Source organism: Streptococcus sp. 27098_8_69 (assembly GCF_041432445.1).
Taxonomy (GTDB): domain Bacteria; phylum Bacillota; class Bacilli; order Lactobacillales; family Streptococcaceae; genus Streptococcus.
Genome location: NZ_JAPVZO010000013.1, coordinates 1 through 15,644 on the forward strand (window position 1 = coordinate 1; position 15,644 = coordinate 15,644).

General features: G+C 39.8%; 14 protein-coding genes. All 14 read right to left on the reverse strand.

What is annotated here, in order from left to right:
• A partial coding sequence (locus O3658_RS05900; protein WP_371559993.1) for a KxYKxGKxW signal peptide domain-containing protein occupies positions 1 to 1,514 on the reverse strand: 1,514 nt, incomplete at its 3' end.
• Between the two features lie 824 nt (positions 1,515 to 2,338).
• A complete protein-coding gene (gene ileS / locus O3658_RS05905; RefSeq protein WP_371559995.1) occupies positions 2,339 to 5,131 on the reverse strand; it encodes an isoleucine--tRNA ligase in 2,793 nt (930 codons plus the stop codon).
• A 274-nt stretch (positions 5,132 to 5,405) separates the two neighbouring features.
• Positions 5,406 to 6,164 (reverse strand): DivIVA domain-containing protein, encoded by a 759-nt coding sequence (locus tag O3658_RS05910; protein WP_371559997.1) that lies wholly within the window; start codon positions 6,162 to 6,164, stop codon positions 5,406 to 5,408.
• A gap of 9 nt (positions 6,165 to 6,173) precedes the next feature.
• Positions 6,174 to 6,959, reverse strand: a complete 786-nt coding sequence (locus O3658_RS05915; protein ID WP_371559998.1) for an RNA-binding protein — start codon at positions 6,957 to 6,959, stop codon at positions 6,174 to 6,176.
• Entirely contained in the window at positions 6,956 to 7,219 is a 264-nt protein-coding gene (locus tag O3658_RS05920; RefSeq protein WP_248035607.1) for a YggT family protein, read from the reverse strand. Before O3658_RS05920 ends, O3658_RS05915 begins: the two co-directional genes overlap by 4 nt.
• Complete coding sequence (locus tag O3658_RS05925) at positions 7,219 to 7,770, reverse strand: cell division protein SepF (protein WP_075231297.1); 552 nt, start codon at positions 7,768 to 7,770, stop codon at positions 7,219 to 7,221. The genes O3658_RS05920 and O3658_RS05925 overlap by 1 nt, the downstream gene beginning before the upstream one ends.
• 9 nt (positions 7,771 to 7,779) lie before the next feature.
• Entirely contained in the window at positions 7,780 to 8,451 is a 672-nt protein-coding gene (locus O3658_RS05930) for a YggS family pyridoxal phosphate-dependent enzyme (RefSeq protein ID WP_075227282.1), read from the reverse strand.
• Positions 8,452 to 8,456: 5 nt separating this feature from the next.
• A complete protein-coding gene (gene ftsZ, locus O3658_RS05935; RefSeq protein WP_371560000.1) occupies positions 8,457 to 9,713 on the reverse strand; it encodes a cell division protein FtsZ in 1,257 nt (418 codons plus the stop codon).
• Between the two features lie 17 nt (positions 9,714 to 9,730).
• On the reverse strand, positions 9,731 to 11,104 hold the full coding sequence (ftsA, locus tag O3658_RS05940; RefSeq protein WP_371560002.1) for a cell division protein FtsA: 1,374 nt from the start codon (positions 11,102 to 11,104) through the stop codon (positions 9,731 to 9,733).
• A gap of 528 nt (positions 11,105 to 11,632) precedes the next feature.
• Positions 11,633 to 12,487, reverse strand: coding sequence for a dTDP-4-dehydrorhamnose reductase (gene rfbD, locus O3658_RS05945; protein ID WP_371560004.1), 855 nt, complete (start codon positions 12,485 to 12,487; stop codon positions 11,633 to 11,635).
• A 66-nt stretch (positions 12,488 to 12,553) separates the two neighbouring features.
• Entirely contained in the window at positions 12,554 to 13,603 is a 1,050-nt protein-coding gene (gene rfbB, locus O3658_RS05950; RefSeq protein WP_371560006.1) for a dTDP-glucose 4,6-dehydratase, read from the reverse strand.
• Positions 13,604 to 13,615: 12 nt separating this feature from the next.
• Entirely contained in the window at positions 13,616 to 14,209 is a 594-nt protein-coding gene (locus O3658_RS05955; RefSeq protein ID WP_371560007.1) for a dTDP-4-dehydrorhamnose 3,5-epimerase family protein, read from the reverse strand.
• The gene (rfbA, locus tag O3658_RS05960) at positions 14,210 to 15,079 is read right to left on the reverse strand and encodes a glucose-1-phosphate thymidylyltransferase RfbA (RefSeq protein WP_371560009.1); all 870 of its coding nucleotides are present in this window, start codon (positions 15,077 to 15,079) and stop codon (positions 14,210 to 14,212) included. It abuts the gene before it with no gap.
• Positions 15,080 to 15,438: 359 nt separating this feature from the next.
• The gene (locus O3658_RS05965; RefSeq protein WP_371560011.1) at positions 15,439 to 15,642 is read right to left on the reverse strand and encodes a hypothetical protein; all 204 of its coding nucleotides are present in this window, start codon (positions 15,640 to 15,642) and stop codon (positions 15,439 to 15,441) included.
• Between the last annotated feature and the right edge of the window lie 2 nt (positions 15,643 to 15,644).

The window sequence follows — 15,644 nt, forward strand, 5'->3', positions numbered from 1 at the left end:
CTACGTGGGTCTTTTACTTCAAATGTAATCGTAACTTCCTGTGGAGCTTGTTTGTAATGTGCTGGGTAAGTGACTACTACTGTTTTAGTGTAAGTACCTGCTTCTGTAGCAGTTGGTGCTTGACCGTCTTTCCATTTGAAGCTTGTTGCACCACGGTAGTTATTTGGGAATTCTGGTGTTCCAGCTTTATTGGTTACATAAGTAGCTGGATCAGCAGCAAAACTTCCACCAACTTTGGCAGTGTAGTTTTCTTTGACTGCTACTGCTTGGAATTTTGAACTTGCATTATCTATGAAGTTATCCATATAACCAGTCATAATCTCGGTTTTTGCACCAACAGCACCACCTGTACCTTGTAATCCCGCTACATAATCAAGTGGTTTCGACTTATCAAGAATTGGTGTATCATAAGTAATAGTCCAACTTGGATTTTTACCTAGCCAACCTCCTGCAACATCTGCTGTTAGTGTATATAAAGCCTGTGAACGCGCTGCTGCCTGAGCTGCTGCTTTTGCCTCTTTTCCTTTTAGCGCTGGATTGCCAATATTTTTGTAGTATTGCGTTAGTTTCTTAGTCATCTCATCGCCAGTATAGACGTTCGTTTTACCTTTTGCCCCCATGACATAAGAACCATCATTATTCTTCCAGTCAGTACGGGTACTCATGACTTTGCCATTTTTATCAGTCTGCACAATATTCCAGTTAGTTGGAGTACCTACTGAGTCTTTTGGTACAGTAAAGTAGGTATATCCGCTTGCTGCATTTCCAACTCGCCCGCCATTAACAACAGTTGTCCAATGAATGACATTTTTAGCGTTATCAACTTTGTAAGAAATCTTCATATAATCATCAACAACAACCTCGCCCCTTTTTTTATTTGTATACTCAAGGTTTTCAGCCCCTTCTGATGCTCGTGGTGCTGTTGCTCGTAGTGCACGATTAGTACGTGGTTTAGCTACTAAAGAACCATCTTTGATCGTTTGTGCTGCTGTCAAGTTTGCTCTTGACCCATCTGCAAAAGCAACAACTACTGAGCCGTCTGCTTGGACTTGAACATCAGTTGCTGTAGGGTTTGCTGCCTTAACAGCTGCCACAACTTTTGCTTTTTCTTCATCAGTCAGTGCTGCTGGATTGTAAACAACAGTCACTTCTGGAGCTTGGATGCTGTCTGCTTCCTTAGCTTTTTCAGTCGCAACTACTGGTTCTTCTTCAGAATTTTGAGTAGGTTCAACTGGTTTTTCAGCTTTTTCTCCAGTTGCTACTACTGGTGCCACTTCTACAGCTGGAGCTGCATAAGTTGGGTTCTCTTCAGATACAACTGGCTTAGTCCCATCTGTTGTAGAGCTAGTTTCTGGTTTAGCTTCTACTGTATCTGTTTTTGTATCTGCTTTGACTGATGGTGCTACCAAAGCAGCCCCAACCGCAAAAACAAGCGAACAACCGAAAAGGAAATGTTTTCCTTTTTTGATCATACGCCAATTCTTTTGTTCTGCATTTTTACGATTAAAATACATATTTATTTCTCCTTTTGTGTTTATGTAGTATTATAAATACAATTTTATTATAATCTTTTTACTTAGATAAATCAAATTTATTCTTTAAATTTCTTTCAGTTTATTACATTCCAAATATATACATATAAGTTTTTATAATATCTAAATATAGTTTTTCTCTATTTTGTTAGTTTTTTTCTTAAAAACTTGATGTTCTTTTAAAATCAAAAAGAGCAGAAATTTTAACTACACAAACATATATATTTTATGTTTTGTTAGAAACTCTTCCTTATCCTCCTAGAATACGTTGATTAGCTGCTAGAATTCCAAATTTACACACGGACTTAGATATTTCTTAAGCAGCCTGCTAACAAAAAGTGCAATTTTATTTTATAGTGTAATGAAATCAAATCTGAACAAATTGACTAGGGAAATCAGAGTGATTTTTATCCATGTTTTAGAAGCAACAGTGTACTATTCAATATTCAATCTACTATAACGGAGTATGAAAATATAGTGGATTGAAATAAGATATGAACAAATCGATTAGGAAAGTCAAAATAATTTTTAAAAATGTTAGAATTCGTAGCGTACTATTCTAAGTTCAATCTACTATAGAATCCATAGCCTACTATTCTGGATTCAATCCACTGTACAAAAAAAATACTTAGTAAAAAGGGCATTACAAGAAAAAAAGCATAATACCACGACTTAAAAAGTCTTGATATTATGCGTTTAATGTTGGAGAGTGCTATTGGTTTCTATTCAAATTAACTTTTGGACCACCCTCGCCAGTAATTACGTTATTGTTACTGCATTCGTATATCTAGTAAGCAGTGACAGCATTATTTAACTTCAAATCCTTCTGCGACTGCATCCGCAAAGTTTTCTTCTACGATACTTGCACAGTGGTCACAGATGGTTGCGTGGTAGCAACGTTCTGCTGTACTTGGATCAATACGGCGGCAACGATCACAAACTTCACCTGCAGCGCGTTCTACTGTGAAGGCTACATCTTCGAAGCTAACAGCAGTTTCTGGAGCTGGTCCCTCTGCGATAGTCAATTCAGAGACGATCAAGAGTTGAGCAACATTGCTATCAACAGCTCCAAGAAGAGTTTTCACTACTTCATTTGGATAAACAGTCAAGTGAGCTTCAAGCGATTTACCGATTACTTTTGCATTACGAGCTTCTTCCAAGGCTTTTTGAGCTTGTCCACGGAAGTCCATGAAGGCTGCCCATGTGTCCAAGATTTCCTCTTGGTTAGCAAATGTTTGAGCTTCTGGCAATTCTGATAATTGAACGAAGTCTTCAGCTTCAAACTCAAGATATGACCATATTTCCTCTGCTGTGTGAGGAAGGATTGGAGTCAAGAGTTTGGTGATTTTTACAAGGATATCGTAGAAGACAGTTTGCATTTGACGGCGTTCAAGTGATTTGGCACCCTCGATGTAGACAACATCTTTAGCAAAATCAAGGTAGAAGGCAGACAAATCAACGTTGATAAAGTTCACTAGGGCTTTATAGATTGTCAAGAATTCAAAGTTTGCATAAGCGTCACGAATGGTCTTAACAAGTTGGTTAAAGCGGATGGTCATGTACTTATCAACTGAACGAAGTTCTTCGTAAGCTACTGCATCCTCAGCTGGGTTAAAGTCAGATGTGTTAGCAATCAAGAAACGAAGGGTATTACGGATCTTACGATAAGTCTCAGAGACTTGGCTCAAGATATCCATAGAGATACGCACATCGTTGCTTGAGTCAACACTTGTTACCCAGAGACGCAAGATTTCAGCACCAAATTGTTTTTCAACATCACTTGGAGCAATGGTATTTCCAAGAGATTTAGACATCTTCTCACCTTTACCATCAAGGGCAAAACCTTGTGACAAGATTTGTTTGTATGGTGCCACACCATGGTTAGCCACAGATGTGATAAGAGAAGAGTTGAACCAACCACGGTATTGGTCAGAACCTTCAAGGTAGAGGTCGGCTGGGTATTTGAGTTCTGGACGGTTAACCACGACACCATTCCATGATGAACCTGAGTCGAACCAAACGTCCATGATGTCTGTTTCTTTCTTGAACTCACCATTTGGTGAACCTGGATGTGTAAATCCTTCTGGCAAGAGGTCTTTAGCATCACGTTCCCACCAGATAATTGAACCATGTTCCTCAAAGAGTTGAGCTACATGTTCAATCGTTTCAGCTGTCATGATTGGTGTGCCGTCTTCTGCGTAGAAGATTGGAAGAGGAACTCCCCAAGCACGTTGACGAGAGATGACCCAGTCACCACGGTCACGAATCATGTTGTAAAGACGGACTTTACCCCATTCTGAATGGAATTTCACTTTTTCAATTTCGTCCAAGATTTCTTGACGGAATTTTGATACAGAAGCAAACCATTGTGGCACGGCACGCCAGATGATTGGTTTCTTGGTACGCCAGTCAAATGGGTATGAGTGAGAGATTTCTTCTTGAGCAAGAAGAAAATCACCAAGTTTTTCGATAACCGTTGGAACAACCTTATCATAGAATTGGCCTTCAAACTCAGCACCAGCATTAGCCATCATAAGCCCGCGTTCGTTAACTGTCACAGCAACTTCAAGTCCGTTAGCAATACCAACATTGTAGTCGTCCTCACCAAAACCAGGAGCTGTATGGACGATACCAGTACCTGAGTCTGTTGTAACGTGTTCACCAAGAATAACGAGTTCATCTACTGCTGTATCCCATGGGTGCTCTGTCACGATATGGTTCAATTCTAAACCACGGTATGTATCCAAAACTTGAACATCCGCCCAGCCAAATTTTTCAGACAAGCTGTTCAACAATTCAGCGGCAACCACAAACTTGCGAGCTTCGCCAGCAGGTTGAACCAAAACGTAATCAATATCTGCTCCAACCGTCAAACCACGAGAAGCAGTGATAGTAAATGGAGTTGTTGTCCAAACAACGATGTAAGTATCAGTGTCTAGGACACCTTTACCATCTTTAACCTTATTGGCATAGTAAAGAGAAGTTGAAACCAAGTCGTGGTATTCAATTTCTGCTTCAGCAAGAGCTGACTCAGATGACCAAGACCAGTAAACTGGCTTGGCACCACGGTAGATGTATCCCTTGTTAGCCATCTCACCGAAGACACGGATTTGCGCTGCTTCATAGTCAGGGGTCAAGGTTACATATGGATTTTCCCAGTCACCTGAAACACCCAAACGTTTGAAGTCTTCGCGTTGTTTATCTACTTGAGAAAGAGCGTATTCACGGCAAAGTTTCAAGTATTCAACCAAATCCATCTCTTTGCGTTTGACACCTTGTTTTGCCAAGACTTGCTCGATTGGCAGACCATGTGTATCCCAACCTGGGATGTATGGCGCGTAGAATCCTGACATAGACTTAGAACGAACAATGATATCTTTTGAAATCTTGTTCATAGCATGACCAACGTGGATATTTCCGTTAGCGTACGGAGGCCCATCATGAAGAGTGAAGTGAGGTTTCCCTTCATTCAACTCTTGACGACGTTGATACAATTTTGCTTCTTCCCACTCTTTTTGCCATACTGGCTCTTTGGTTGGAAGTCCTGCACGCATTGGGAAGTCTGTTTTCCCAAGATTTAAAGTTTCTTTGAGTTTCATGATATCTCCTTTTTTATATAGACAAAATAAAAACCACGACTCGCTAAAAAGGACGAAAATCGTGGTACCACCTTTGTTCGGAAAAAGAACTAGTCTTTCTCCCTCTTTTCCCGTAACGTGGGGAACGTCAAATCCTACTAACTTCAGACTTGATAACTTGAGAGGATAATCTAATCAACAGGGATTGTAGGACTTCCACCATCGCCTACTCGCTAAAAATATATTTGATAAGATATTGTTCTCAGATTTTACAATTACAAATGTTGAGAAAGTGTTATTCTAAATCCTCTTTAGACTCAGAACTCATTTCATTATTTACTAACGAAGATAAGTCAGATAAAGTTGATTCATCCTGTGCTTCCATCAATTCACGATTAGTTGCTTCTATACGTGCTTGGAGCTCAGCAACCTCTTCAGGTGAAAACTGACGAGTCAAATCATTGGCTTCCTCCTCATGAAATGCTGAAATATTTTCCCCCAAAGCCTCTCTAACCACCTCTTTAAAGACCTCATCACTGGTTTGTAAATAAGTTGCTGTTGGACGTAAAATTTCTTCCCAATCAGATGAATCAACGATAGCCAGTTGACTTTCAATTGTAGATTTGAGACGTTGATGGAAGACGCGACTCTTATTCTTCAGTTCTTCTGTCTCAATCGCAACCTTCTTAGCATTATCAGTTGCTTGACGTAAAATTTCATTTGCCTTGTACTTAGCTTCATCAAGCAAACGTTGTGATTCCTGTTCAGCATGATGAATGATATTATGAGAGCGTTCAGTAGCTGCTTGTTTAACTCGCTCAGCAGTATCTTGAGCAATTAACACAGACTGACTCAATGAATCTTTCATCTCATCAAAATAAGACAAACGCTCTTCTAAATTTCTAATTTGTTGCTCTTTATCATGGTTACTTCGAACCAATGTTTCATAGTCTCGAACTACAATATCGAGAAATTCATCAACTTCTTCAGGATCAAAACCTCTAAACTTAGTACTAAAGCTTTTATCCTTAATCTCTAACGATGTAATTGGCATATTTTCCCCTCACTTACTTAATAATAATTGTATTGTCAATTTCTTCTTATCCCTTTTTGTCTGACCATTTTCTCTCAGAACACTAATCCTTCCAAAACGCCTGACACTTACTAAATCACCAATCTTAACTTGATAATCAGATTTTTCAACCAGATGGTAATTTACCTGAACATATTTTCTTTCTAATAACTCAGCTGTCTGAGAGCGAGACAATTTCAGAACATTTGACAAGAAAGCATCCAAGCGCATACTCGGAACTAAAACTTCCTTTTCCTGATAATCATTCTCGGCCTCTATCAGATTTTCAAAAGATACGACTTCTAGCTTGACAGGTAGATTGGCAATCTTTTGAATCCCGTCTTGGAAGAGGGAAGTGAATTTCTGGTCTACAATGATTTGAGCTCTATTTTCCGTTACCACTATATCACCAAACAACTTGCGATCGATTCCCAGACGATTCAGAACAGTTCCTAAAATCTTGGAATGTGTCAATTGGTCAAACTTGCTAGAATAAACAATCTCAAGCAATTCCATTTCAAAATCCGTCAAAGTCGGTATGAAATAATCTGGTGCAAGTAGTACACGACTATACTCAGTAGCTACAAAATCATTGCTAGAAAAAACTTGAATCCCTTGATGATTTCCCAATGTCTTTAAGATAAAGACCTGATGGGGATTGATAAAGGGAGTTAAGATGGAAGCGTAATGCTCTTCTACCTGCCTTAGCCACTCCAAGCCTTTATCAATAAAGGAAATATCCTCGACTGAGAAATGCTGATAGATGTCTTTTCTCATGCTAGTATTAAAAGAAAACGGATCAGATAGTTTCCAAGCAAATGAACTAAAACGACAGCCACCCAGACTGAAAAATCTAAACCACCAATACTTAGTGGCAGACGTCTCAGGGGTTGAAGAATCGGTTTGACTAAATTAGTCAACAAACGACCTGCTCTAGTCTCATAGGCATTTGGAAACCAGGATAAGAGAGCAAACGCTACAAGTATCATAGAATAGATATCTGTAGCGTTTTGAATAAAGCGAACTAGAAATATCATTATCTCACTCGTTTTCTCTTCATATCGAAATCAAACTCTTCACCATGAGTTCCCTCTGGCAAACGAATATCTTCGATGTTAACCACAACGCCTACCGGTGTCAAAAGGTACATGGTATTTGCAACCTTTCTTAATTCACCAGCAAGTACATGACGAGCTCCATCTAAATAGTCTAGACAACGACGCGCTTGTACTTCAGTCATGTATTGGAAATCGATTAAAATACTTTCATTGCCTGCTAGTAAATCAACGATATCCGTTGCATCTTCGTAGCGACGAGGATAACGAACATCAATAGTTACCTTTTCTGTACTACGATGACTCTTCATCGCTAATTCTTGCTGACGAGCATGAAGGCGCGTAATATTTTTTTCCTTTGAATTCACTTGTGAAGGCTGGGGAAGTTGTTGAGCTTGTGGAAGTTCTTCCATGGGGGCAGAAACTGATGTTAGCGTTTTTTCAGGCTTTAATTCAGCAACGTTTGGTGCCACTTCTTCTCCATCTTCAGTGAAATAATCTATAAACTTTTCAAATTTATTTTTTAGTGACATGGTTATTTCCTACTTAAAAAATGCTGTGCCGATTCGAACGAAAGTTGAACCACATTGAATCGCTTCTTTGAAGTCTCGACTCATACCCATACTGAGTTCTGTCATCGGCATATTGGGGAGATGTTTTTCTTGAATGGTTTTTTGCAATTCTTGCGTTTCTTTAAATATCTCTAGTAACTCTTGACTAGTTGCTTCAAATGGAGCCATGGTCATCAGTCCCACATACTCAATCTGGTCTAATTCTGAAAGTTCTGGTAAGAGGGCTAACAATTCTTCTTTCGAAAAACCGTGCTTGCTCTCTTCCTTAGAAATATTTACTTGCAAAAAGCACTTAATCTTGTGGTCTGCTCGTTTTTGAATTTCCTGAGCTAGCTTTAAGGAATCTAAAGCATGAAAATAATCCACATAAGAAATCACTTCCTTGACTTTACGTCTCTGTAAGGTTCCAATCAAATGCCAGGTAAGATTCTTATCACTTAGAGCATGATACTTGTCAAGAAATTTATCAACACGGTTCTCACCAATGTGTTGCACTCCTTGCGAAACCAAAGCTGAGGCTGTTTCAACATCTACATATTTGGTCACCGCAATCACAGAAACCGAGTCGTTTTCACGACCAGCTTCCTGAACTGCATTCGATATCTGTTGAAAAACAAGGTTCGTATTTTCTTTTAAATTCATCTTCATTAACGATTTTTAAAGAATGGTGGTGTTTCCAACTCATCTTCATCCGTAGCTGCTGGAACTTCAAAACGTTCCACTGGAGAAACAACTGGCTCTCCTTGACGAACGATAGCATCGCGTCTCAAGTCCCAGTCACCAAAAGCTGATGCCTTTGGAGCTTCTTGACGACGATAACTTGGAGTTGGAATTTCTGCTGTATCAGCCATATCAAAATTACGATCAAAAGTCTGCGCATGACTAGTTCGAGCAGGTTCGCGGTGTGTTGCTTGGCGTGGTTGAGGAGTTACAACTTTCTCAACTTTATCCTGACGTACTCCTGTCGCAACAACCGTCACGCGGATTTCGTCTTTCATTGTCTCATCAATAGATGTTCCAAGCCAGATGTTAACTCCATGCCCAGCTGCTTGGTTCACAATTTCTGATGCTTCTTCAGCTTCAATCAAAGTCAAGTCCAAACCACCAGTTACGTTAACGATAACATCCTCAGCACCATCAATAGTTGTTTCAAGAAGTGGTGAGTAGATTGCTTTACGAGCAGCTTCTACAACACGTTCTTCACCGCTACCGATACCAATTCCCATAAGGGCGTTACCTTTATTGGCCATAACAGTCTTAACGTCTGCAAAGTCCAAGTTGATCAAACCAGGATTTGTAATCAAATCTGTAATCCCTTGCACACCTTGACGAAGAACGTTATCTGCTTCACTCAATGCTTCAAGAAGTGGAGTCTTCTTGTCAACGATTTCTAGCAAGTTGTTGTTTGAGATAATCAAGAGTGTATCAACATGCTCACGAAGTTCGTTAATCCCTTCGATAGCAAATTGTCCACGTTTGCTTCCTTCAAAACCAAATGGGCGAGTAACAACACCGACTGTCAAAGCACCAAGACTTTTTGCAATACGAGCGATAACTGGTGCAGCACCTGTACCAGAACCACCACCCATACCAGCAGTGATGAAGACCATATCAGCACCGCTGATTGCTTCTGTCAATACTTCTTCGCTTTCTTCCGCAGCTTTACGACCAACTTCAGGTTGACCTCCTGCACCAAGTCCGCGAGTCAATTTAGGGCCGAGCTGAATAACTGTCTCAGCTTTTGTACTGCTCAAAGCTTGTACATCTGTGTTGGCTGCGATAAATTCAACTCCAGAAACGCCTTCGTCAACCATACGGTTGATGGCATTTCCACCACCACCGCCGACACCGATTACTTTAATTACTGCACCTTGTGCTGCTGCTGTATCAAATGAAAATGTCATATTTATATTCCTCTATTTTATTCGTCAAACATGCTTCCAATCAAGCTACGGAAACGATCCGTTAATTTACCTCTGCTCTTTTCTTCCGATTGAAGAGGAGCTACTGGTTCAACAGATTGGTTTGTTTCAGGCTCAGGTGTTGTCACTGTATTAAATACTGGTCGTGGAGAAACAGGTGAAACAGGTTGAGCTGAACTTCTAAAGTCAAGTGGCTGGTGGCTTAAAGCATGTTCCCCTCGAATTGCTCGCTGAGCTAGAACATTCACTTCAGTAAGGCTTCCAGCGAATTCTGACAAGCTAATGACATGGGCAAAAGCAGGATTACGAATCCCAACTTGATTTGGTACGAATAACTTAACACGGACTCCAAATACTTCTTGGGCCAATTCAACGACACCTGGAAGGAGGGCATTTCCACCAATCAAAGCAATACCTCCTGGCAAGTCTAATAGGTGACGTCTTTCCAAATCTTGCTTAATTTGCTCAAAAATGTGCTTAAGTCTTGCCGAAATAATCTCAGCCAAGTATTCTTCAGTCACTTCAACTGGTTCAACTTCACCGATCACTTCAACTTGGAAAGTTTCCTTGCTAGCTAGTGGTGGATAAGCTTCTCCATAGTTCAATTTTAGACCTTCTGCAATTTTCTTAGAAGTCTTGAGAACTTTTGAAATGTCTTTTGTAACATAATCGCCACCCTCTTGGTTGACATTTGTATATTGAAGTTCTTGGTTGCGAATAGTGGCAACCGTCGTTTGGCCACCACCCATGTCGATAACAGTCGCACCAAACTCACGTTCACCTTCATTCAAGACAGAGTGAACCATTGCAAGAGGTGAAATAATCACGTTATCAACTTGAATGCCTACACGCTCTACAGTTTTACGAAGATTATGGAGAATCGTACGTGGGCCAGTGTACAAGAGACCGCGCATTTCCAAACGCACACCCATCATCCCGCGAGGATCACGAATTCCTTGGAATCCATCTACGACAAATTCCTCTGGAATAAAGGTGATAACTTCACGGTCTGGAGTCATACTTTTAGTCAAAGCTGATTTAACTACATTTTCAACATCTTGATCTGTAATTTCTCTTGTATCTGATGTCACCGGAATCATGCCCTGAGTTGGCTCAACTTGTAGCAAATTAGCTGGCAAACCAACGTTTACAGACTTGATTGAAATTCCTGCTTTTTCTTCTGCTTGAGAAATTGCAGACTTAATAGCAGTCGCTGCTGCTTCGATGTCAACGATAATCCCATCTTTGACACCTTTACTTTTGGCATTACTTACGCCAATTACATTTACTTCACCATTTACAAGCTCTGCAACCAACACTTTAATAGAGCTAGTTCCGATATCTAAGCCTGTAAAAAAACCATTCCTAGTCATTACACTGCGTCCTCTCTATCTTACCAGTTTCACACTTCTATTTTTAATAGCTACACCAAGGCATAACTACTCACAGAATATTATAACACAAAAAATACATTCGTGCTCGAATTTTCTAACATTTAACCAAGCTTTTTCTTGAATTTTTATAATTATCCGACGATTTCATCGGTGGGTAAATAAAAAGAAAACGGCTGGGCAAACGCCCCCTTAAAATAAGAAAACGCATAATATCAGATGTTCAAAAAAACTTGATACTATGCGTTTTATAACGGAAAAATTTACTCAATTTTATCTTCAAATTGAGTTTTTACCTCCTCCGCCTTTTTATAAAATTACTGGAAAACTGGTCCTATTTTCCGCAACTATCCAAAAGAAAATTCTATAAATCTATTTCCTAGTGCGAGTGTCTATCACACATAGTTCGACTTCTCTAATAAAACCATTTCATCCTTTAGCATGAGTGATACGGCACTAATCCTGAAATATCTCTAGTTCAAAATATACTTTATAGCAATATTTCAACATTTATTTTTTAAGGTCTTGTTTGTAAAATTCTTTCAAGGCATCTTGCCAAGTTGGGATGACAAATCCAGTAGCTTTAGCTTTAGCCAGGCTCATTGTTGAGTTTAGTGGACGTTTAGCTTTGGAAGGAAATTGACTTGAGTCTACTGGCTTGACTTCAACATCTGTATCCTTCAAAATTTCAACCGCAAAGTCATACCAAGTTGTGTCTTCTGTCGCATCATTTGACAAATGGTAATAACCAAATTCCTTGCGATTTTCAGCTAGAAAAGTCATGAACTCAGCCAAGGTACGAGTCCAAGTCGGACGCCCGTGCTGATCATTTACAACTGTCAAGGTCTTATGAGTTTTAGCAAGATTTTGCATTGTGAACACGAAGTTTTTGCCGTAATTTCCAAAAACCCAGGCAGTTCGGATAATATAGAAGTTTGAAACGTGTTTTTCTACAAGCTCCTCTCCCATACGCTTAGTACGACCATATTCAGTTTGAGGATCTGGTTTGTCATCCACTTCCCACTCTTGTCCAACTGGTTTCTTACCGTCAAATACATAATCGGTAGAGATGTAGACTAGAGTTGCACCATGCTTTTCGGATGCTTTGGCGACATTTTCTGTCCCCGTAACATTGATGGCAAAGTCCATTTCTTTCCCTTCATCCTCTGCTGCATCAACAGCTGTATAGGCCGCACAATGGTAAACTAAAGTCGGTTTCACCTCTTCAAAAACTTTCTCCACCATTTCTGCATCGGTAATATCCATCTCAGCCACATCAACAGCAACGTATTCTTCATTACGCTCGTCCAATAAATAGCGAAGTTCCGTTCCTAATTGGCCATTTGCCCCTGTAATTAAAATCATTTTTCTTCCTTTCAACTGATTCACAATTCTTCGGTATAGCAATAAAAAGCAGAAAGTTTCTGCCTTTTATTTTTCAAGAACCTCTTGTGTTTTAGCGTAGTTGGCTTCAACAGCTTCTTTTTCTCCCTGCCACCACTCTTGGTTATCTTTGTACCACTGGATGGTTTCTTTGAGACCTTGTTCGAAGTTGGTGAATTCTGGTTTCCAGCCCAACTCATCACGGAGCTTGCTTGCGTCAATTGCATAACGAAGGTCATGTCCTGCACGGTCAGTCACATGATCATAGGCATCGGCAGGTTGTCCCATTTCCTTAAGGATTAGTTCCAAAACTTCCTTGTTGTTCTTTTCACCATCAGCCCCAATCAAGTAGGTTTCACCGATTTGACCTTTTGTTAAGATTGTCCAAACTCCTGAAGAGTGGTCATTGGTATGAATCCAGTCACGAACGTTCTTACCTTCACCGTAAAGTTTTGGCTTAATTCCACTTAGGATGTTGGTAATCTGACGTGGGATAAATTTTTCAATGTGTTGATAAGGACCGTAGTTATTTGAACAGTTAGAAATCGTTGCCTTGACTCCAAATGATCGTACCCAGGCTTTCACAATCAAGTCTGAAGCTGCCTTAGTTGATGAGTAAGGAGAGCTTGGATTGTATTTGGTTTCAGCAGTAAATTTCTCACCTGGACCTTCACCATGACCTGGCAAATCCTCACGTAGAGGGAGATCCCCATAAACTTCATCTGTCGATACATGGTGGAAGCGAATATCATACTTACGAGCAGCTTCTAAAAGAGTATAGGTTCCGATGAAGTTGGTATGGATAAATGGTGATGGATCATTGAGCGAATTGTCATTGTGGCTTTCCGCCGCATAGTGAACGATAGCATCTGCTTGAGCTGCCAACTTGTCTACCAAGTCCGCATCCGCAATGTCCCCAACAACTAACTCAACACGATCACCTAAAATTTCCTCAATATTCGCGCGGTTCCCAGCATAAGTCAACTTGTCTAATACTGTCACATGAACATCTGGAAAATTCTTGTAAACATAGTGGACAAAGTTGGAACCGATAAAACCAGCTCCACCTGTCACGATAATTTTTTTGTATTCAGTCATATTCTTTCCTTTTTACAAATCTTCTTTTTTCAAAGGTTTTACATCCTTAAGTAGTGGATGATTTTTATCTGCATCTGAAACCTCTGCTTCTGCAAGATTTTCCCATTCAATGCCAAGGCTTGGATCAGCATAGTTCACAAAGGCATACTTGGGTTTGAGTTCAAGAGCCCAGTAGTCATTGACCAAATAACTATAAGAAACTGTATCTGATAGGACTTGGAAACCATTGGCCACGCCTCGAGGAACAAAGATTCCCTTACTTGCATCAATTACTGTCTGATAGGTATTTCCGAAAGTTTCGCCCTCGCGTAGATCAACCCAAGAACCCAGAACTTTCCCACCATCTGCTACAGAGATGTACTTATCCCAAGGTTCTGCGTGGAGGCCACGGAGAACATTTTTACGTGAGAAGGATACATTGTTTTGCAATTTTCCTTCTGCAAAGAAAGACTCTGGAAATCCAAGTGGGAGCATTTTTTCCTTTTGGAAATTTTCTTTAAACCAACCACGATTATCACCATGAACGGGGATATCAAACTCCAACATACCTGGGATAGCTTCAACCTTGCGTGCTGCAAGTGTCTTACCGAAAAAATTATCTGTCATCTATGCTTCTCCAATCAAACGAAGCAGATACTGCCCGTATTCATTTTTCTTAAGTGGTTGGGCTAAGGCCAACACATCTTCTCGACTGATATAGCCCATGCGATAGGCAATTTCTTCCAAGTTCGCCACCTGAACATTTTGCATCCGTTGGACTGTTTCGATGTACTGTGAAGCCTCTAGCAAACTTTCATGAGTGCCCGTATCCAACCAAGCAAAACCACGTCCCATAACCTCAACCGATAAATCTCCGCGATCTAGGTAAGCCTTGTTGACATCTGTAATTTCCAATTCACCACGCGGGCTTGGTTTTATATTTTTGGCAATCTCTACTACATCATTATCGTAGAAATAGAGGCCTGTAACTGCATAGTTTGAACGAGGATGTTCTGGCTTTTCTTCGATAGAAATGGCGTTCATGTCTTTGTCAAACTCAACAACACCAAAGCGTTCTGGATCCTTCACGTGATAGCCAAAGACAGTCGCTCCTGAATCCTTGCTTGCTGCCTTTTGTAACATCTTAGAAAGCCCAGGCCCGTGGTAGATATTATCGCCTAAGATTAGCGCAACGCTATCTTCACCAATAAACTCTTCCCCAATGATAAAGGCTTGTGCCAAACCATCTGGACTTGGTTGCTCTGCATAAGAAAGTTTAATCCCAAACTCAGATCCGTCTTGAAGGAGCTCTTTGAATCGATGTAAATCCTGTGGAGTTGAGATAATCAAAATATCTTTGATACCCGCTAACATGAGTGTAGATAGAGGATAATAAATCATGGGTTTATCATAAACCGGCATAAGTTGTTTTGATGCAGCTCGGGTCAAAGGATATAAACGTGTCCCCGAGCCACCTGCTAGAATAATACCTTTCATAAAAGGGGTCCCTTTCTTTATTGTTTTAGAGTCAATTACTATTAATTGTGTACTACTCTAAAAGGAAAATAATCGTCACATTTTTTCAAATTATTATCTAAAAACACATAAAAACTCTTCTTTATCTATAAAAATTCACCTATTTCATATTACATTTAGCATAAAATGAAATAAGCGAATTCTACTTTGTTTGCATACAATTAAAAATCAATTCCTAAGGATGTTTCAAATAACTGTGTAAGAGGCATAATTTCACCATTTCTTAGTTTTTCAATGCTAAATTACATAGTAATCAGAGATCCATTAAAAATCTCTAGCTTCCTCATCGTTAAAAAATGACAATGAGATACTGATTAATTTCAATTCATCAATAGAATCCAAGACAGGCTATTAGTGCGTCTCCTTACTAAACACTTCATGTGTTTACTTTCCTCATTCAGTCGTCGTAATCTACGACTTACATCATCAGATAAGTTATACTCACCATTTAAAATAGATAAAATATGTTGTTTTTCTTCTTCAGTCTTCTCTTCAATAAGTACATCTTTAAAAATTACTGCCATTA